This window comes from Flavobacterium taihuense (genome assembly GCF_019351435.1).
GTDB classification, from domain to species: Bacteria; Bacteroidota; Bacteroidia; order Flavobacteriales; family Flavobacteriaceae; genus Flavobacterium; species Flavobacterium taihuense.
This window is the reverse complement of record NZ_JAHWYN010000012.1, coordinates 119,784-140,260: the sequence shown is the minus strand read 5'-3', so window position 1 is coordinate 140,260 and position 20,477 is coordinate 119,784. Positions and strand designations below refer to the sequence as shown.

Genomic DNA, 20,477 nt, shown 5'->3' with positions numbered 1-20,477 from the left:
GTATATTTGAATACTAATTAACAGATGAAAAAAAGTAGTTTTTAATGAAAAATGGAGGTGGTCATTTTGCTCCGGAATTAGGTGGTCATTTTGAATTGGAATCAGGTGGTCACTTTAAATTGGAATTAGGTGGTCAATATCACTGGAATTTGCACTCTAGCAATCCTTCCAGAACGTATATAACTTCTTCGCCTGGGTGCGAATGCATTCCGAAAGCTGTACCTGGTTCAAAGTCAATGCGAGCTTGAACAGTTTCGTACCCGAAAACACTAAGATCGTGTCGCTGAAGATCGATGCGTTTTATTCCTGACTGTTGAGCCATAGCATCGCTTGGGAACAGAAGTGCACTAAGACTCATAATAACAATGGTAATTAGCACTAATTTTTTTCTCTTTTTCATTTGTTTCATTTATTGTGGTGTTAGAGGGACAACGAAATTTCTTTCATTACCAACCTTTAGTATTAACGCAGTGGTTTGAATGCAGCGCGCAACTCTTGTGTAAACAATTGTGGTTGTTCCCATGCTGCGAAGTGCCCACCTCTATCCACTTCATGGAAGTATATTAGATTTTTAAAAGCCTTGCGTGCCCATGTTTCAGGTGATGTAAAGACATCTTCTGGAAATACGGTTATAGCCACTGGAATTTTGATCTGATCCGTTTTCATTGAACCTGCACTTACAATCTCGATCTTTCTGTTTTCCCAATAAATTTTTGATGCAGAAGTTGCACTATTTGTAAGCCAGTACAATGAAATATCATCTAGCACTTCATCTCTTGTTGGTGATTGTTTGGGATCGGCTCCATAGGACCAATTAGAAAAACCGGGATGCAAAAGAATCCATGCTGCAAGACCTACAGGTGAATCTGTTACCCCGTAACCTAAAGCTTGCGGTCTTGCAGTCATTGTTGCTTTATAGGTAAAATTACCTTCCTTTATTGATTTGCTCAGATGATCAAATGCAGCCCGTTCTTGTGCAGAGAACCCTTCGGGCGCTATACCGCTTGCCAAAGCTTTGCCTGCTTCTGCCGGCATCGTTGCTGGCAAATTACTATGAATACCAAGCAATCCTGTAGGTGCCTGTAGTGCCATCGAGTTGACAATACCAGCTCCCCAGTCACCACCCTGAGCAACATAAGTCTTGTATCCAAGACGATTCATCAGTACCACCCAAGCTTTTGCAATACGGTCAACATTCCACCCTGCTTCTGTTGGCTTACCTGAGAAACCAAAACCAGGCAACGAAGGGATGATAACATCAAAAGCATCTTCGGCTTTTCCACCATAAGCAATAGGATTGGTAAGCGGATCTATAACTTTCAGAAATTCAAATACTGACCCAGGCCATCCATGACTTAAAATAAGTGGCATAGCATTTTTATGTTTTGATTTAACTTGAATGAAATGAATATCCACCCCGTCAATCTTCGTTATAAACTGTGGGTAAGCATTGAGCTTGGCTTCCGCCTTTCTCCAATCATAATTGGTGCCCCAATATTGTACCAAACTTTGCAATTTAGAAAGCTGTGCACCTTGTGATTGGTCAGCAACAGTTTCTTTTTCGGGCCATTTTGTAGCCAATACACGTTCATTTAAGTCTTTCAAATCTGCATTCGAAATGGCTACTCGATAAGGGCGGATGGCCTCATCAATTTTTACATCCGCAGTTTTTCTTTCCCTTTGCCCTGCAACAGCTGTTAGCTGTAATGCTAACACTACTGTCCAAAATGCACGAGATATTGTGTTTCTTGAATTTTCCATTTTTTTTATTTTCTCTTTCAATTTTCAATTTCTTTTTTCTTCCTTAATTACTCTGCCGAAACATGTACTTGCGCTGAGCCTAGTTCAGTGTATGCGCTGCGGTCGTGTACATGAGCGGTCGGAGTACGGTCTATAAGCAAACTCAACAATTCGGGACGACTATAATGTCCACTTGCATCCATTAATCGCTTGCGTGCATCTATCTGAGCAAAATCAATGTTGGCAATCACTTCGCCTTCTCCCTCTTTAAGCGCCTCACCTATGATTTGTCCGTCCGGTCCGACGATAGCAGTAAAACTACCTCCTGAAATTGGACCTATCGGACCATTAGTGTCTTTTGCAATCTGTGCTTGCTGAGCGGCATCTAACCAACCTGATGCACAAACCACAAAAGAGGCCGATTCGAGCGCATGCTGGCGAACACTGATTTCTATTTGTTCACCGTGTAAAGCTCCCAAAAAAGAACCCGGATACATAGCCGAGTGAATTTGTTCACCATCTGCTATCATTGCATATCTAAATAATGGATTGTAGTGCTCCCAACATGCAAGTTGTCCAATACGTCCAACTGCACTGTCAACAGCACGCAAACCAGACGCATCGCCTTGTCCCCAGATCATTCGCTCATGATATGTGGGAGTTAATTTGCGACGGCGTTGAATAAGTGTTCCATCAGCATCAAAAAGTAGCTGCGTATTATAGATTGTTCCTCCATCACGTTCATTCACACCAATAGATACCACCATTTTAGCTTCTTTAGCAGCCTTTCCGATAGCATCTGTATCAGCAGATGGCACAGTAACAGATTCCTCCAATAATCGTAGATGTTCTTTTCCCATAGCATAGGGAGCCTGAATAAAAGAGAAGTATGGGTAATAAGGTACTATTGTTTCTGGGAAAGTGGCAAATTGAACACCTTTCTTGCCTAGTTCACGGATTTTGTTCACTACCTTTTTAACTGTGCCCTCACGGCTATATAAAACCGGGCTGATTTGTACTGCGGCAACTTTTACCACGCTACTAGTTTCTAATTTTTTAATATTTTTCATTGTTTGTTTTTTAATGTTTTATTTAATTATGTGTCAAAATTAGCGCGATAGTATAATTCATGACAGCAAGAAATTGGGTAACGAGACAAAATAGGCAGTGAATTAGACAATGCGGAATGCGAATGATTTACAATGTGTTGTCTTCCTTGAAAATTTATCTTTTCTTTTAACTAGGCCCGTATTCGTATTTGTAAAGTTCTTTAGAAAGATGTGCCAATGTGATAGCTTATCAGTTCCCTTCTTTTTATTTAAAAAGACACCTCTCCTAAGAGTTTTTTTCTAATGTAAAAACGTGTCCATTATTATACATCATAACAAAATACATTAAAGTTAAATTTTGTCACATCAGATCAAACCTTTACAATAATAGCTTTCATAATTCTTTTACTTTATATCGCTCCTAAAACCTTTGAAACTTCGATATTTCGCTAAAAAATTGGATTCAAATAGCAACAAACACTGCATTTGCGGTATTCTATTAAAAAGGCATAATTATTGAACTTTATTAAATGTAAAGCAATATTCAATCTTTACGATTGATACTCATAACCATTTGAGAAGAATTTAGAAATAACTAAAATATCAATTAAACCCAACAAAAGGCATTTCATTTTCTTGTTATAGTTCAATGCAAAGGCTTTATAAACGACATAAATTTGTTATATAAATATTTAAAATTCATATCATGGAAAATAAAATCTTAGGCATTCATCATATTACAGCAATCGCGGGGGATGCCAAACGTAATTTCAATTTTTATTCTAACGTTTTAGGATTGCGATTCATAAAAAAAACGGTCAATTTTGACGATCCTGGAACTTATCATTTTTATTTTGGAGATGAAATAGGAAGTGCGGGAACTATTTTAACTTTTTTCCCTTGGGGCGAAGGAATTCAGCAAGGACGAAAAGGATCTGGAATGGCCACTGAAATTGGTTATTCTGTCCCAAAAGGAAGTTTAGATTTTTGGGTGAAACGTTTGGATCAACACAATGTAATTTACAACAAACCTTCAGAAAAATTTGGAGAGCGATATGTTTCTTTTTTAGACCCAGACGGATTGAAACTGGAATTAATAGAATCCAAAACAGCTGACAATCGAAAAGCTTGGGAAACCGATGAAATAAAAGCTGATCATGCACTCAAAGGCTTTCATAATATTACTTTAACTCTGAATAATATCAGAGCAACTGCGGCTATTTTGACTGATATATTTGGCTATAAATTAATCGATCAGGATGTAAACCGTTTCCGCTATACCACTGATACTGTAGAAACTGCAGCAATAGTAGATTTAGTGGAATTACCAGATGAAAAAAGAGGTCATGTGGCCAATGGTTCTGTACATCATGTGGCCTTTCGAGTAAAAAATGATGAAATTCTAATGTATTTTCGTGAAAAAATAGACGCTTTAGAATTAGGGATAACACCCCAAATTGACCGTCAATATTTTCATTCGCTTTATTTTAGAGAACCGGGCGGCGTTCTTTTTGAAATAGCCACCGATAATCCGGGGTTTACCGTTGATGAAACACTCGAAAATTTAGGAAAAGGTTTAAAATTGCCTTCTCAATACGAAAGTCGCAGAGAAGATATTGAAAAACATTTAGTGAAAATTAATTGATAAGATTATGGATTTTCAACCCTTGCACTATATTTTTAAAGGCACAGGAAATGCAAGCGCAAAAACACTTTTGCTCCTGCATGGAACTGGCGGAAATGAACACGATTTAGTACCATTAGCAAAAAATTTTGGCGATGATATCAATATCTTAAGTCTGCGTGGCAACGTATCTGAAAACGGAATGCCCCGATTTTTTAAAAGATTAGGAATGGGTGTTTTCGATGAAAAAGATTTAGAATTCAGAACGAATGAAATGGTACATTCCCTAAATGAAATAGCAGAAAAAGAAGGTTTTGACAGTACCAAAATCATTGCTTTGGGTTATTCGAACGGAGCGAATATTGCGGGAGCTACCTTAATACTGCATCCTGATTTTTTGGCTGGAGCGATATTATACCGTCCGATGCAGCCCTTTAGAAACATTCAGAATGTTAAAAACGAAAAAAATACACCTGTGTTTTTCTCCTCTGGAAAAAATGATCCAACCGTAAACGCTGGAGACACCAATAAATATCTTGAAATATTAAAAACTAACAATTTGAATGTTACTTTTTATGAAATGAATACGGGGCATAATTTAACCCAGGAAGATGTGGATTTGTCTGTTGAATGGTTTAAGACCAACTTTTGAAAGACATTTTTGAGTGAATAATAATCAAAATATGCATTAAAATGGAAAACTACACAATAACACGAATATTTTCTGATGCTGCGGGAGAAAGTCATTTTGAGGATATTAAAATCCCGCTCAAAGAAAGCGGTGATATTGGTTTTCTATCCGAAATACAAAACGTTTCAGGAATTATTTTCAGAAAAGTAAAACCAAATTACGATTATGATTTTCATCAGGCTCCAGCCAGACAATATATTATTTTGCAAGATGGAGCCATTGAAATTGAAACTTCATTAGGAGAGAAAAGAAGTTTTGAACCAGGAAACGTTTTGCTTGTGGAAGATACTTTTGGAAAAGGACATCGAACCAGAAACCTTAAAAAGGCCGTTAGATCCTCAATTTTCGTAACTCTAAAATAAAACTTTTTTAAATGGACTATTCAAATCAAATTATTGAAGACTTATTTCAGAAATACAAACCAGTTTTTGGTGAAGATTATGATCGTTATAAAAATCATGTTTATAGAGTATTTCTAAATTGCCAATTAATGGATTCTGAAGAAAATAACATTGAAAAATATGCTATTGCAAGTGTATTTCATGATATCGGAATTTGGACTGACGACACTATTGATTATTTGTACCCTTCAATGGAACAGGCCAAAATCCATTTACGGGAATCTGAAAAACAGGATTGGATGGAAGAAATTACTATGATGATTTATTGGCATCATAAAATGAGTCAATATCAGGGAAAACATTCAAAAACTATTGAGTTTTTCAGGAAAGCAGATTGGATTGATGTATCATTAGGGCTGCTCAATTTTGGATATAACAGAAAAAAAATAAAACAAATCAGAAAAAAAATACCTAATCTTGGTTTTCATCTTTTCCTATTCAATAAAATTTTAAAAAATTTCTTAATACATTTTGATAACCCACTTCCTATGTTTACAAAATGATACTTTTGTATTCTTTCCTAAGATAAAACAGTTATCATTTATAAAAAATGTTTGATTTTTATTCCTAATTTTTTGATTTTGGAATTGAGTGTCGAGGATGGAATATTCAAAATTTCGGCGGCTCCACCCATTCCTGAAATTTTCCCTTTGCATCTTTTTAGAATGTAAATAATATAATCACGTTCATTATCGTGAATTGATTTGATGGTGAATTCCTGTTGTTTTTCTTCCCCATCGTGTTTTTTTGCAAAAGGAAGCTGTATTTCTTTGATCACATTTCCGTCGCTCATCAAAATACTACGTTCTATAACATGTTCCAATTCTCGAATATTGCCCGGCCACTCATAAAACTGCAATTGCTGAAGCACTGTTTCATGTAGCAACGGCGCTTTTAATCCCGTTTTTTCGCTGAATAAATTAATAAAGTGAGATGCCAAAATAGGAATATCTTCGGTTCTTTCCCTTAATGCAGGTATCAATATTGGAAAAACATACAGCCTATAATACAAATCCAAACGGAATCGTCCCGCCGCCACTTCTTCCTCTAGATTCCGATTTGTTGCGGCAATAATCCTAACATCAATCTTTATCGGGGAGCGTCCACCTACCCTTTCAATTTCCTTTTCTTGTAAAACTCTCAATAATTTCACTTGAAGATCTATGGGCATTTCTCCTATTTCGTCCAAAAAAATGGTTCCACCATCAGCCATTTCAAATTTCCCTATCCTTTTATCAGCAGCTCCTGTAAAAGCACCTTTTTCATGACCAAAGAGCAAAGATTCCGCTAAATTTTCAGGAATAGTAGTGCAGTTAATAATAACCAGTGGTTTATCCTTTCGACTGGAAAGACTGTGAATGCTTTGTGCCACTTTTTCTTTTCCAGTTCCACTTTCTCCCAATATTAATACCGAAGTTTCAAAAGGGGCTACTCTCTGTATGGAATCAAAAACAGCAATCATTTTTTTACTGTTACCTATCATGGATTCAAAACCTTGTCGCGAATTTTTAGGGACATTAAAAATTATTTTTTCCTTGCCATCGAGTTTTTTATCGGTAATATACATTTCACTTACAAACTTTGTCAATACATTTTGGAGCTTCATTAGCAATGTTAAATGCTCTTCTACATATATATCATAACTTCGGCTATAAAATAAAAAATTAAAAATACCATCTTCAACAATCAATGGGAGTATTATAAAAGTCTTAATTCCAAAAGTATGCAACACCAATCGCTTGATGGCAGAATCCTGATTTACTTTTGCAAAAGAGTCTCCCTGATAAATTCGGGCCGTTTCCAATTTTAAGGATCTGGTGTATAAATCGATTAACTCTTCTTTTTTGAAATTTAATATTTTAGAAAATTTATCAATGTTTATCATTTCATAATTATCAAAATTCCTTCTAAGCAACCCAATACTATTTGAGAAATCATTGATAAATCTGGCTTCCATATAATCAAATGGAATGTAAGTTTGCAATGTTTTTCCAAGCTGAAGTAAAGCCTGTTCCCATTTTAAGGAAGAAAAAGTAATTTCATTGATGTTTTTTTCAAGAATTTTCTCTTGCAACATTTGAGTTTCTAAACCATTCTCATGACGAAAACAAGCTATATCTAATGTTATTAATACATCCTGATCTCGAAATGGTTTGACTATAAATCCATAAGGCTGCGTTTTTTTGGCTTCTTCCAATATGCTTTTACTAGAATTTGCGGACAGATATATAAATCCAATATGCTTTTCTTTAAGTATTTTGGCCAAATCAATACCCGTTTCTTTGCCTTTTAGAAAAATATCTACAAAAACTAGGTCAGGCATTTCGATTTCTATAAATTCCAATACTTGAGCTACAGAACGCATTATTCCCATCACTTCATAATTTGCTTTTTCAAGAATTAACTGCAAATCATGCGCTTCTATAAATTGATCCTCAACAATTAGTATTTTCTTTTTAAGATTAGGACTCAATTTTATGCTTTCATCATTGAATGCTACATTCATAAAACTATTATTATCGATTATTCCTTAATTGAAATTAACAACAAAGCGTGATTCATTAAAATCAATTGATTGATTGAAAGCCCATTCATACTATTATAAATAGCTGATATAAAATTAGTTATTAAAAATCAAACTAGAAACACTAATGCTATAAAAACGAATGGATTTTTTTTTAAAACAATCTTACTAGACCATTATTATGCTATTTTTAGTGAAACAAAAAGCTTAACTTTATCTATGCACTTGTTACATATTTAATTATTAACACAATAAAAATATTTTTATGAGAGTACTCTTCCTACTGTATTTGACTTTAACTATTTCTAATTGGGGTTTTAGTCAAAGTACACAAACCAAAACCTATGACATTAAAAAAAAGAGACTATTAGTCAAAATTACTGGAGTATATATTTATTCCATTAATCAAGGCAATATAGATATTGATAGTGCAATGGTACTCGCCTGTTCAGCTAATAAAATTCCTGTTTCATTATCTTACGATGAAGATTATAATGACGGAAACTATTTACTAGGAAGCGAAATGGTCGATAACAATAATATTTCGACTGCATTAAAAATACTTGCCAAATCACAAAAAACCGACCGTATAAAGTTATTACTGCAACTAGGTAGTCATTATCTTTTTAAGCCAAGAAACAAAAAAGAAGACCTTCAAAATGCTTTGCTATATATAAAACAGGCCGTCGAACTGAGCAATAAGCTCAAAATACCAAAATGGCAGCAACAAAGTAATATACTCATGGGCAAATACTATTTCCAAGCAGGCAATATGGCCGAAAGTCAAGCCCTTTTTTCGACGGTTACAAAAAACTGTCGAGAACTGAATGATAAAAAAGCTTTGGCTAATGCTCTGGAAAATCAAGGAACTTTTCTTTTGGATAACAATCCTGAAAAAGAAAAAATCTTGACCGAGGCAATGCTTCTATATAAAAAAACGGGTGAAAAGGAAAAAGAAGTAGAAGTTTTAACTAAACTTGTTACTATGCATTTCTGGACCGGAAATTTGTCTCTTGCCAAAAAAGAGTCCATTCAAGCATATAATTTTCTAAAAAAAATAGGCTTTAAACATACCCATTACAACGCTGCAACCATTTCCTATATAGACTTAGTACTAAAAAACCAAAAAGAAGCACTTTTTTATGCAATAGACGGAGTGAAAACAATGGAAGCTACACAGGATCTGACTCTGGCTGATAATTTTTATTTGCGATTAGGGAGTATTTACCATCAAATGGGGAATATTGAAGAGGCAACCCAATTGTTTAAAAAAAGCACCAAAATTGGACAAAAAAGTCCAAATAGCCGAAGCTGGTACAAAAATTTTATTAGCTACATAGGAGCTTTATCTCAATTAGGCAGACACAAAGAAGCTCTTGATTATTTAAAAAAGACAACTGAACAATATCCTCCCGACAATACATTTGACAAAATACTTATTGCCCGTACTGCGGCATTGTGCAATGATAAAATAGGGAATACTGAACTTGCCGAAAAAAATTATGTCTTTATTGAAAAATATATACCTCAATTAATAAGTCCGCAAACAGCTTTTGATATCGCTATGATCTATACAGAAATATCTTATTTTTATGCTAAAATGGGTCAGCCAACTAAAGCAAAATTTTGTGCAGACAAAGCATTGTTTATTAGCAGTAAGTACAATATTAAATTTAATAATGAAGTTTTAGACCTTTCCCTATTCAAAATTGATTCTCTTTCCGGAAACTATCTATCCGCAATTAGCCATTACCAAAAATTTAAAAAGAGCAACGATTCGATAATAAACTATTCCAAGCGCAAAGAAATTGAAGAGTTACGTTTTAAATATGAAACGGCACAGAAAGAACAAAACATTAAAACCCTCCAAACACAAACTAACATACAACAGAGCCAATTAGATAAATCAAAACTTATAATCAATTTATCTATTGCATCACTACTATTATTGCTTATCATTCTTGGTTTGATTTACAACATGTACCGAGTAAAACAAAGAACCAATGAAAAGCTAGAGATTAAAGAGAAAGAAATTAACTTGAAGAACACGAATCTTCAACGCTTACTTGATGAGAAAGAATGGTTGATGAAAGAGATTCACCATAGGGTAAAAAACAATCTGCAAACCGTAATTAGTTTACTTAACTCCCAATCGGCTTATGTTGACAATGATATGGCTCTTTCTACGATAAAAAGCAGTCAGCACCGAATTCATGCCATGTCGTTAATTCATCAAAAACTATACATGTCCGAAAATATTTCAACCATAAATATGCCTGTTTATATCAAGGAATTGGTTGAATATTTAAAAGATTCTTTTAATGTAAAACAGCGTATTCGTTTCGAAATAAAAATAGAACAACTGGAATTAGACGTAGTACAAGCCGTTCCATTGGGGTTAATTATAAACGAGGCCGTAACCAACTCTATAAAATATGCGTTTCCGAATGATCAGGAGGGAATTATTTCGATAAAATTGGTTTCAATAGACACTAATCGATATTTACTAACCGCTCAAGACGATGGAGTTGGGATTCCTACTGTCTTTAAAGAGAAAACCCATTCATTTGGAATGAGCTTGATTAAAGGGTTAAGCGATGATCTAGATGGAGCTTTTTCGATAGAGAACAACAACGGCACTTTGTTAAAACTGTACTTTGAAAAAGTTCTTTTAGACAAACAAAAAAACAATTTATAATCAATTATAAAACATTCTCTCAACAAAGCTTTTCTTGTTCTAGATTATGATTCTTTGATTATTTGTATTTTAAATTTGTATCAAAACTATGAAATCATGAAGAAACTAGAATTTTTAATACTCGGGAAAAATGAACCTATACTTGAAATTTTGGTTCGTCTTGTGAATGCGAATGAAGATTGGCATGCGGCGGGCTTTAGTAATGAAGAAACAGCCAAAGACTATTTCAATCAGAACCTTCTGGATATTGTTCTATTGAGTTCAGGCATTGAATCTGAAGTAGAAATGCAGACATTTTTTAAGGCGCAACAGCCCGATATCGAAATCATACTACATTATGGTGGCGGAAGCGGATTACTGCAATCCGAAATCTATGAAGCTTTGGAAGAACGACGAAAAAGAAAACTATATGAAAATCACGCTTAAATTCTAATCCATTAATTTCTCTAATATGTTTGAAATCAACTAATATTAATGTTTGCAAAAAAATGAATTTGCACCCGACGAAATAAAGTATTTCAAATCTCTATTGCAGTATAAAGAATTACCCATAAAGGTATTATGATTACAATAAGCTGAAATTTGCACATTTGAATTTTATATCCTAAAAGACTGTATAAAAAACTATTACAATCAATTAAAACGGGTTAGAAATAATTGTCAATTCGCCATAGAAGATTGGTGGATAGGATAAGTGATAGTGCCAGTTTTTACAAAAAAAACCAAGCCAATTATTCATAAAAAATTCCGAATATTTTCAGCTATTGGTATTAACAACCGAAACCAAAGAAATACTGCTACAAAAAGTTACCAGATTTGAACACGTTTTTAGTCTACTGATAGAACGAAACCTTTCAGCAATCCAGAATAGACTCATTGATACCATCGCTAGATAGGCACAGGAAAAATATTTGGAATTCATCAAACTTTACCCAACCATACCTCAACGGACAGCGAAGCATTATGTCGCTTCCTCTCTAGGGGGTTTCTGTTTAATTTTTAAGCAAAATTCAAACGAAGAAAGCCAAGCAATACGTTTCATTTCTTGACCTAGTTCAATGCATACGAATTGAAACCGACCGAAATTTGTACCATCAATTGGATACTAAAAATCATTACTCGAATAAATAACATCTTGAATAGAATAAATAAGACTAAAAAAATGTCAACAAAAACAACTTGGGTTATAGACCCAGCACACTCACAGATTGGATTTAAAGTAAAACACATGATGTTTACTAGTATATCCGGAAATTTCACTCAATTTGATGGTGCTGCAGAAACGGAATCGGATAATTTTGATGATGCAAAATTCAGTTTTAAAGCAATAACAGATTCAATTACAACTGGAAACAAAGATAGAGATAATCATTTATTAAGCCCTGATTTCTTTGACGCTGCAACTTTTCCCGAAATTAGTTTTACCTCGACTGGCTTTTCAAATGTTTTTGAGGGAGAATTTAAATTAACTGGAGATTTAACCCTTCACGGAATTTCTAAACCAGTTGAACTGAATACTGAATTTGTAGGTTTAGCAAAAGATCCTTGGGGAAATACCAAAGCAGGACTTTCTATCACTGGAAAATTTAACCGAAAAGATTGGGGTTTAAATTGGAACTCACCTCTAGAAACTGGAGGCGTTTTGGTAGGTGAAGAAATTAAATTAAACTTTGAGTTACAATTTATCAAACAAGAGGGAATTAGTAATTATTAATGACAAAAAAGCTTTGTATGTATCTTGACAAATACATACAAAGCTTTTTTAATTCATAAAAACTACAATATTTATGAAAATTATTGAAACGCCTCCATTACTATTAATTTTATAATGTACCCGCAAATACAATTCCAATTCCTGCAATAGTATGAATTTGATTGTAATCAATCATTGCATCTCCGTATCCGTGAAAAAACTGAAAATACCCTTTTAGGTTTCGATATATAGGGAAGGCACAATCCACTTCAACATTACCATGATTATCGTCTCCAAATCGTAACGAATGTTGTGCTTTTAATGTCAACAAATATTTATTTAGTCGATAATTAAAAGTAAAATCTGCTCTCCCCATGTAGTCTTCAATATCTGGATTTTCAGTAATTTCAGTTGCAAACCATGTTCTAACAAGCAAGCTCCATTGCTTATTCTCAAAACCTGCATGCAAGATAAATCGGTTCCAACTTCGCGTAAATTTATGACCTTCTCTACCATTTGACTGATGATTAAATCCAAAACCAAGCATTTTCATCTTCAAAAATTCAAATTTTACTGGATAATTAAAAATAATTTCAGGTTCATAATTGGTTTCCCTAAAAGGTCTAGAAAATTCTGCGTTGTAAACTTGCCAATAGGATTTTTGAGTGTACCCAAGCCATAAAGCACCATGACCAAAAATTCTCTGGGCTAATTTGGTCTTAAAACTGAACTGCATAGTGGCTTCTACATTGTCCAATTGAATTTCTTCTTCGGTTGCACCATTATCAACCGGTACCACTTCAAAATTGACTTCACGTCTATGGCTCGAAAACCGGAATGGCAAAATGTAAGTAGGCTTATACGCCGTTATCAAAAAGGTTTCGCTAGTACTGTCAGGTTCCAATTCCCATGTTTGCGTGAGAGTCTGATAGTTATCGAATTTCTTAAAAATCGACGCCGATTGTCCCTTCATTGAAAAGGTTGTAAACACAGAAAGAGCAATTAATTGTACAATTTTTTTAAAATAATTTTTCATGATTTCTTGTTTTTAAAATACTCCAAAAGTATCCAATTTGAGCGATACACTTCTAATAAATGTATTCCTTTCTTAAACCCAAATTCCCTAAAGCAGTTTGCCTTAAATATCCTTGGCAAATAGCAGTATTTCTTCTTGATTATGTGTCGGTATATTTTGCCCCATAATCGCTTCAACAGGATTCAAATCACTAACTCCAGCTGCACTAAGTGAGACCAAAAATTCGTTCGTCATTAAACCACTACTCGCTTTGCACTTCCCGAAGGAGAATAGGAATCGAATAGTAAGTTTAGTTTGCAATACCTTTTTTTTTTTCAATTTCTTGAATGTAATTTTGTATTAAAAAAGCATCAATTGTCTATAATGATTACCTCATAAAAAGAGTCCATAAGTTAAAATTTCGATGCTTAAGATTTAATAAAATCCAGAATATCTGAATTAATAGTTACAGCATCTGTTGTTGGGATTCCATGGCATAAACCAGGATAGGTAATCAATTTTCCGTTTTTCAAAAGCTTAGCTGCCCTTAGCGCAGTAATAGCATACGGAACTATTTGGTCATCTTCGCCGTGCAGGACAAGTACGGGGACGTCAACACCTTTTAAGTCTTCGGTAAAATTGGTTTCCGAAAATGCTTTTATACAGTCGTAATGAGCCTTTATGCCTCCCATCATTCCCTGACGCCACCAATTATCCTGAATCCCTTTTTTTGTGCTCGCTCCTTCCCTATTGTAGCCATAAAATGGAAAAGTGATGTCGTGATAAAATTGTTGTCTGTTATTGGCCGTATTAAAACGAATATCATCAAACACTGCCAATGGAACTCCGTTTGGATTATTTTCGTCTACAATCATATAAGGTGTTACCGCACTTATAAGCACTACTTTTGATACTCGGTTTTTACCGTATTTTGCAGCATATCGTATGGCTTCGCCTCCACCTGTTGAATGACCTATGTGTATGGCATTTTTTAAGTCTAAAAACGCCGTAAGTTCTGCAACATCTGCTGCATAAGTGTCCATTTCATTGCCCGTGTACGTTTGGGTAGACCTTCCATGTCCGCGTCTGTCGTGGGCAATTACTCTATATCCTTGATCTAAGAAAAACATCATTTGGGCATCCCAATCGTCTGCAGACAATGGCCAACCGTGATGAAAGAAAATGGGTTGTCCTGTTCCCCAATCTTTATAATAAATCTCTGTTCCGTCTTTTACTGTAATCGTGCTCATTTTAGTTTCTTTTTATGGTTATTAATAATTTTAATTTTTACAGATTTTCATACCAATCCAAAATATAATCTGCAACCTTTTCCCATCCTGCTTCTCCACAGATGAAATGACTTTTGCCTTCAAAAATTTTCAAATCAACCCTACTTTTTTTGTCTTTATATTTATTTGCCAAAGTTGCTGTAAGAGATGGAGGAAAAATATTATCACTGCCACCGCCAATAAACAAAATCGGTTCGTGCGGTTTACCAAAATCAATGTTCGAAAAAGAGTTTAACACCAATTCACGACTTACTTTATAACTTTCGGGTACTGCAAAACTCTCAAAAGCATTTTTTCTTTCGCCTACTGGCAATGTGTTAAAAAAGCAGCTGTCATACCATTCACTGCTCCCCATAAAATAATCTTTGCCAGAAAAAAAACCAAAAGCTGGCAATACTGATTTTAGGGTTGTAAATGGAGGAAATACATTCTTTGGTGGAGCACCGTCAATACTTACTGCTGCTGCTGGCTTACCCATTTCCAACAATTTCATTGCTGCCATTCCTGCCATCGAATGCCCAATAATCAATGGTTTTTCGGGCAAAGTATTAATGAGTTTAACAATGTTTTCAACCACGTCAATAAAACCGGTTTCAATAAGATTTGGATGAACTCGGTATCTTAAATCAGCGGGATTTCCTTCGTGTCCAGGGTTAGCCGGCGTGCAAACAGTATAGCCCTTTTCTTCATAACGACTTTTCCACTTTGCCCAACTTAGGTTATTTACAAAGTTTCCGTGTATGAGAATGATGGATTTTGATTTTGTCATAATGTTTAATATTTTAATGATTAACAGTCGTTTATAAAGTATATATCCCTTGTTTTAAAGCTACCTTTCATCAATTCAAATTATTATTTGTAGAGCCATTTCTTTATGAGTCTAGTATATGGTGGCATTAACAGATATACCATAATGAATACTATTATGCCTGAAACTAAAAATGAATCGATATAGCGATTTTGAGGAAAATCAAAATTTCTTAAAAACGGCAATATGAGCATTGGAATGAAAGTTGCCAATGGGAATATTGCTGACCAAGTCACAAAATATTGTTTCCAGCGAACCGGTATTTTTATATTCTCATTTTCTGATAGGAAAAGAAAATCCAAACCACTTTTTACATAGTATTTGTCATCTTTGGCAAAAAAGGGCAAAGCTTTCTCAATCAGTTTTTTTCTCTCTTTTGATTCTATCCAATTTTTGAGATTTTCAATAGTGTCAAATCGAAGAATAACCGTAAAAGTATAAGTCAAATTAGGAATGGGACGAATGACCTGCCAATCTAAAAATCCCTTTGAATTTTTACTGATTGGACTAATTTCATTTAGCCAATTTTCATATTCTTGCTGTTTCCCCTCTAAAACATTGTGAGTGATTACAACTGTTGCTCCTTGATTTTCCATTTTTAAAGAGAATAGTGATTATACAATTAATTTGCAGTTGCCAAAAAGCTGATACCAATTTGAGGCTTGCTTTTATTTTGTGGTTAGCTGAATAAAATTGGTAATGTATTTTGCCGAAAGTTCAGGAAACTGATGTTGTGGAGCGTGGCCAGTATGGGGAAACACAATTATTTGCGCAGTAGGCAACTCCCGAAGCAATGCAAACCAGTTTTCGACAGCAAATGAAATATCGTGATCTCCACAAATAACCAAAATCGGTGTTGTTGTAGCTTTTAGTTGATCCCTGAATTTTAAATTGTCTTCTCTCAAACCTGCCCCTCCGGCAAAATAAAGCTGAAAAACATCCATAGTGCTCGGAATTTTGGAGACATCAATTCTTTTGGCAATCCTGTCGTGGGATAATTTGGCGGCTTTTACACTAGCCTCCGAATTGGGTTCGAAAAACAAAATCACTTCATCATCAAAATCATTAATTGGTTTCAAGGCACAATCCAAAAAAGCCTGTTCCAAAGGGATTTCATTATGTCCGGGAGGATTTGTCCCAACTAATATGGAATGCGTAATCAATTCAGGATATTGCAGCGTGGCAACCTGAGCGACCAAACCTCCATATGACCATCCTAGAACGGTGATGCTTTTTAATTCAAGGAATTCGGCTAAATCTTTAACATCTGTCGCGACATCCACAATATCGGTAGGCAAAGTCCCGGATGACGAACCAATCCCAGTGTAATCAAATGTAACGACATTAAAATTCTCGGCGAGGCTATCCAAAAATAAAGGATCCCATGTGTCTAAAGTGCCGCGAAAGCGATTTACAAAAATGATAGTATCGCCATTGCCAATGGAACGATAAGCAATCTTTTTCCCTTTTGTTTCTGCAAATTGTGTTTTAGAGTTAACAGCATCGGTTTGCACTGCTGTTACAGTCAAAAAAATATTAGCTGGTTTCATAATTTTAATATTTAATTACTATTTCTGCTACTTGTTGTTTTTATAATAAATTAACACGATTGTGCCCTTTATTTTAATGCTTCAGCATCTGACGTGCGTATTGCACGCCTATACCATAACCGCCGGCATACTTAACCACCAGATCATTTACAGGTTTATAAGTCGCCTGTCTTGCCCAGTCCCTTTGAAGTTCCAAAAGATATTGAAGCGAAGTCATAGGATGAGCTCCTGCCTGTACCATACGCGTTATGGCTTGATCGTGCGCCTCTTTACTCACATCACCGCAGGCATCGGTAATTACATACACATCAAAACCTTCGGCAATTGCAGATAATACTGGTCCGACGATACAAACACTTGTCCATAATCCGCCCATAACTAATTTTTTCTTATTTTTCCCAACGATGGCTTTATACGCATTCACATCTTCCCAAGTATTCATCGACGTACGATCTACATAGGTCGATTCAGGGTACAATTCAAGAATTTCAGGAAAAACTGGTCCACTGAATGATTTTTCGGCCACCGTGGTAACCACCGTAGGAATATCAAAAATTTTGGAAGCCCCAGCAATTATTGCTGTATTATTTCTCAACTGATCGATGGGTATGTTAGCGGTCGCAAAAGCCATCTGTCCCTCATAATCTATTAGCACTAATGCATGGTTTGTAGGGTTTAACAAAGCTGGTCCAGGTTTTTGTGCAAATCCTGAAATGGCAGATAAAATTAGAGCTGCCGCAAGTGATAAATTTTTCATGATTAATAAAATTTATAGTTAATAATTAATTTTCTCGATTATAAATTTTTGGAGCAGAAAGATTAGGCTTTTCATTCAACATCAGTCCCGCTATCCGTTGCAATCTTATAAACCGAACCCCGGCTTACAAGGATTTCCACTGCTATCGGGGCTAAAGGGAGATGTTTTTTTTTACATCATCCCTAAAAATTCAGCTGCATTGTAATTCCTGTAAAGAAAATATCCTTTCCAGTTCCCGAAGCTTTGATATATTCCCCCGCCTTGAACCAAGTCGCTTCAACCCGAAAATAAAGATATTGATTGGGCTGCCACACTATTTCGCTTTCAAGTTGACTCCCAATTTCTTTGCTCTTTGTTGTATCCCCAGGATAAATCAGTGAAATGTTTGGAGCATAAATACCGTCATTAGTGCTGTATCTCCAGAACATATCATAATCGATTCCCCATTCTATATTTTTGGCGAGTTCAAAGTTCAGCGAAGGATGAAAATCAATAAGATTTGAAGGCCCAATTACAGATGCCAGTCCAAAATAGGAACCTCTTGGAAAAAGCGGATTGAACGTTTCCAATCCATTATCACCCACTTCCCTATCTCCACTTATCACTTCCACTTTGCAACCAATTTCAGGATGAAATTTTACAGTATTCAATCGATAGCCCAAATTAAGCGACGCTGTCCAAGCATTAATATCTTTTGAATCAAAATCCCCAAACTGATAAAGTGTTTCTCCATCGTATCGCCAGTTTTCTGATTTTCCCCAAATTCGGGTTCCCACTGAATGTCGATTTTCCTTGCCTTCTCCGTCATTAAAAACTGCATTAGCCCTTTCGTAACCCAAATAATAGACATCAATATTTTTGATAAAAGGAACTTTATTGATGACTAGATAACTTCCCCATAACTGCTTGTTTTTATTCGAATCATCATCAAAAATTCCATCGTGAGCCACAACATAATGACTGTAAAAAAAATCTACTGAATAGTTATTTTTTGAAGCAATCACTTTAATTGCATCAAAAGACTGGCGATTATTTGGTCCGTCTCTCAAAGCTACCAAACGCTGTGAACCATAGGTCAGTTCTTGTCTCCCCATTCTTATAACCAACCTTTTATTGGCTTCATTTATAATATTAAAATCAGCAAAAAACTGATGCACTTCAAGTGGATTCTGGTCAACTGGACTTGGATCTATTCTTCCATCTGCCAAACTGCTTTGCGTTTGTATGAATGTTCTAAAATATTTGCCAGCATGAAAATCGGTATGAAATAAATACCTGCTCAATATATACCCATCATTATCTTGAGGGCCATCTCCCCAATTTTCATTTTTAGCATAGAAATATTGATATCTCACACTTCCCCCAAAACTGATGTAGGTGCTTTTGGAAGAAGACAGCGGTAGAAACTTCATTGTTTTATACCAGTCATTTTGCAGAGTATCCTTTTTTAAAAAACTATAATTTTCATCAAACCGAAGTGATTTAAATCCAGGATTTTGTTGTCCAAAACAGGATAATGAAATCAATAAAACCAGTATCAGAATCATCTTTTTCATATGAGAATATTTAGTCGTTACTCGTTCTCCAAATGATTATTTGTTTCCGTTTTGTTTGATGTCCTTATACGCATTGGGAACATTGAAATTAAAATGCAACCAGTTAAAAAGTTCGTATCCTTTATTGAACTCTTTCATCGTGACAGTCGCTTTGGTTTCGTCAAGCGTAAGCCCTTTTTTGACCGCATTTTCAACATTAGTTTTCAAAGCCGAGACATAATCAATAGTGCATTTTATCCCCACTTTGTTGGTAATCCGTCCGTGTCCAGGAATCACAATGTCACTATCCGAAATCATATTGTAAATAGTATTCAGATTATTTACTGGTTCCAAAAAGTAACCATCAAACAACCACGGAATAGCAGGACTTTCGGCTATAAATGGATTTCCTGCCCATAATACATTTTTCGAAGGCGATTTAAAAAAAACAAAAAGATCAGCGGGTGATTGGGCGGTCCCAACATTAATAAGCTCTACAATATTGTTATTGCCCATATCGATTTTGAGGCTTTGATTTTTTGAAATTGTAATGTCTGCGGCTCGGTACACACTTTCTTCGATTCCTCTTCCTTTGCCAAAAAGCATAATCATAAACTGCTTGATATTGTCGAAGTTTTTAGACAAATTTTCTTTGGCAAAATCGTTCTGAATGATGATTGTTTCTTTTGGAAGCAAATAATTTCCAAAACAATGATCGCCGTGATCGCTTGTGTTTATTGCATATACAATCGGTTTATTGGTTATCGATCTAATCAATTTATAAAGCTGATCGTATAATACTTTACTCAGCATTGTTTCGATAACTAAAACCCCTTTATCACCAACAATAAAACCTGCGGAAGTCGCCTGCGGAATTCCTTTTGTTGTTTCGCTTTCGACTGTGGAAGGCAAAACTGCATAAGCGTTATCAGTGATTTTGAATAGCTTTAAGGTTACTTTATTGGCATCCCAAATCGGAACATGATCTGGCATCGGAAATTGTGCGTGCCCGATAGTGTTTATAAACAAACACAAAGCGACCGCCATTCCTGAAATTATTTTTTGATAATTCATGATTTTTAATTTATTAGATTGTTTCACTT

The 20,477-nt window shown here is 35.1% G+C and carries 20 protein-coding genes; 7 read left to right on the top strand and 13 right to left on the bottom strand.

What is annotated here, in order from left to right; all coding sequences use genetic code 11:
- Positions 1–139: 139 nt before the first annotated feature.
- The 3 genes from KZH69_RS20545 to KZH69_RS14055 form a co-directional block, all read right to left on the bottom strand.
- On the bottom strand, positions 140–208 hold the full coding sequence (locus KZH69_RS20545) for a cupin domain-containing protein (RefSeq protein WP_255558035.1): 69 nt from the start codon (positions 206–208) through the stop codon (positions 140–142).
- A 254-nt stretch (positions 209–462) separates the two neighbouring features.
- The gene (locus KZH69_RS14060) at positions 463–1,782 is read right to left on the bottom strand and encodes an epoxide hydrolase family protein (protein ID WP_255558034.1); all 1,320 of its coding nucleotides are present in this window, start codon (positions 1,780–1,782) and stop codon (positions 463–465) included.
- A gap of 26 nt (positions 1,783–1,808) precedes the next feature.
- Entirely contained in the window at positions 1,809–2,810 is a 1,002-nt protein-coding gene (locus KZH69_RS14055) for a nitrilase-related carbon-nitrogen hydrolase (RefSeq protein ID WP_219318108.1), read from the bottom strand.
- Between the two features lie 685 nt (positions 2,811–3,495).
- Between KZH69_RS14055 and KZH69_RS14050 the strand changes: the two genes are divergently transcribed.
- Genes KZH69_RS14050 through KZH69_RS14035 form a run of 4 tightly spaced genes read left to right on the top strand, consistent with a single transcriptional unit; the run spans position 3,496 to position 6,008 of the window.
- Complete coding sequence (locus KZH69_RS14050) at positions 3,496–4,434, top strand: ring-cleaving dioxygenase (protein WP_219318107.1); 939 nt, start codon at positions 3,496–3,498, stop codon at positions 4,432–4,434.
- 7 nt (positions 4,435–4,441) lie between these two features.
- A complete protein-coding gene (locus KZH69_RS14045; RefSeq protein WP_219318106.1) occupies positions 4,442–5,065 on the top strand; it encodes an alpha/beta hydrolase in 624 nt (207 codons plus the stop codon).
- A 41-nt stretch (positions 5,066–5,106) separates the two neighbouring features.
- Positions 5,107–5,466 (top strand): cupin domain-containing protein, encoded by a 360-nt coding sequence (locus KZH69_RS14040; RefSeq protein ID WP_219318105.1) that lies wholly within the window; start codon positions 5,107–5,109, stop codon positions 5,464–5,466.
- Positions 5,467–5,477: 11 nt separating this feature from the next.
- Positions 5,478–6,008: a hypothetical protein gene (locus tag KZH69_RS14035; RefSeq protein WP_219318104.1), complete on the top strand. Its 531-nt coding sequence runs from the start codon at positions 5,478–5,480 to the stop codon at positions 6,006–6,008.
- A 38-nt stretch (positions 6,009–6,046) separates the two neighbouring features.
- On the opposite strand, the gene KZH69_RS14030 is transcribed toward KZH69_RS14035, so the two are convergent.
- Complete coding sequence (locus KZH69_RS14030) at positions 6,047–8,011, bottom strand: sigma 54-interacting response regulator (protein ID WP_219318103.1); 1,965 nt, start codon at positions 8,009–8,011, stop codon at positions 6,047–6,049.
- Between the two features lie 283 nt (positions 8,012–8,294).
- Between KZH69_RS14030 and KZH69_RS14025 the strand changes: the two genes are divergently transcribed.
- From KZH69_RS14025 to KZH69_RS14015, 3 genes are all read left to right on the top strand, one after another.
- On the top strand, positions 8,295–10,727 hold the full coding sequence (locus tag KZH69_RS14025) for a histidine kinase dimerization/phosphoacceptor domain -containing protein (RefSeq protein WP_219318102.1): 2,433 nt from the start codon (positions 8,295–8,297) through the stop codon (positions 10,725–10,727).
- A gap of 96 nt (positions 10,728–10,823) precedes the next feature.
- Positions 10,824–11,153 (top strand): hypothetical protein, encoded by a 330-nt coding sequence (locus KZH69_RS14020; protein ID WP_219318101.1) that lies wholly within the window; start codon positions 10,824–10,826, stop codon positions 11,151–11,153.
- 736 nt (positions 11,154–11,889) lie between these two features.
- Positions 11,890–12,441: a YceI family protein gene (locus tag KZH69_RS14015; protein WP_219318100.1), complete on the top strand. Its 552-nt coding sequence runs from the start codon at positions 11,890–11,892 to the stop codon at positions 12,439–12,441.
- 109 nt (positions 12,442–12,550) lie between these two features.
- Here KZH69_RS14015 and KZH69_RS14010 read toward each other — a convergent pair whose 3' ends face one another.
- The 9 genes from KZH69_RS14010 to KZH69_RS13970 form a co-directional block, all read right to left on the bottom strand.
- Positions 12,551–13,456: a phospholipase A gene (locus KZH69_RS14010; RefSeq protein WP_219318099.1), complete on the bottom strand. Its 906-nt coding sequence runs from the start codon at positions 13,454–13,456 to the stop codon at positions 12,551–12,553.
- A gap of 102 nt (positions 13,457–13,558) precedes the next feature.
- Positions 13,559–13,756: a hypothetical protein gene (locus KZH69_RS14005; protein ID WP_219318098.1), complete on the bottom strand. Its 198-nt coding sequence runs from the start codon at positions 13,754–13,756 to the stop codon at positions 13,559–13,561.
- A gap of 107 nt (positions 13,757–13,863) precedes the next feature.
- Entirely contained in the window at positions 13,864–14,685 is an 822-nt protein-coding gene (locus KZH69_RS14000) for an alpha/beta fold hydrolase (RefSeq protein ID WP_219318097.1), read from the bottom strand.
- Positions 14,686–14,722: 37 nt separating this feature from the next.
- Entirely contained in the window at positions 14,723–15,493 is a 771-nt protein-coding gene (locus KZH69_RS13995; RefSeq protein ID WP_219318096.1) for an alpha/beta hydrolase, read from the bottom strand.
- 83 nt (positions 15,494–15,576) lie between these two features.
- Positions 15,577–16,128, bottom strand: coding sequence for a putative antibiotic biosynthesis monooxygenase (locus KZH69_RS13990; RefSeq protein ID WP_219318095.1), 552 nt, complete (start codon positions 16,126–16,128; stop codon positions 15,577–15,579).
- A 72-nt stretch (positions 16,129–16,200) separates the two neighbouring features.
- Positions 16,201–17,082 carry an alpha/beta fold hydrolase gene (locus tag KZH69_RS13985; protein ID WP_219318094.1) on the bottom strand — a complete coding sequence of 294 codons (882 nt, stop codon included), beginning with the start codon at positions 17,080–17,082 and terminating at the stop codon, positions 16,201–16,203.
- 73 nt (positions 17,083–17,155) lie between these two features.
- Positions 17,156–17,839, bottom strand: a complete 684-nt coding sequence (locus KZH69_RS13980; RefSeq protein ID WP_219318093.1) for a hydrolase — start codon at positions 17,837–17,839, stop codon at positions 17,156–17,158.
- 182 nt (positions 17,840–18,021) lie between these two features.
- Positions 18,022–19,395 carry an alginate export family protein gene (locus KZH69_RS13975; RefSeq protein WP_219318092.1) on the bottom strand — a complete coding sequence of 458 codons (1,374 nt, stop codon included), beginning with the start codon at positions 19,393–19,395 and terminating at the stop codon, positions 18,022–18,024.
- A 36-nt stretch (positions 19,396–19,431) separates the two neighbouring features.
- Positions 19,432–20,475, bottom strand: coding sequence for an MBL fold metallo-hydrolase (locus KZH69_RS13970; protein WP_219318091.1), 1,044 nt, complete (start codon positions 20,473–20,475; stop codon positions 19,432–19,434).
- Positions 20,476–20,477 lie beyond the last annotated feature (2 nt).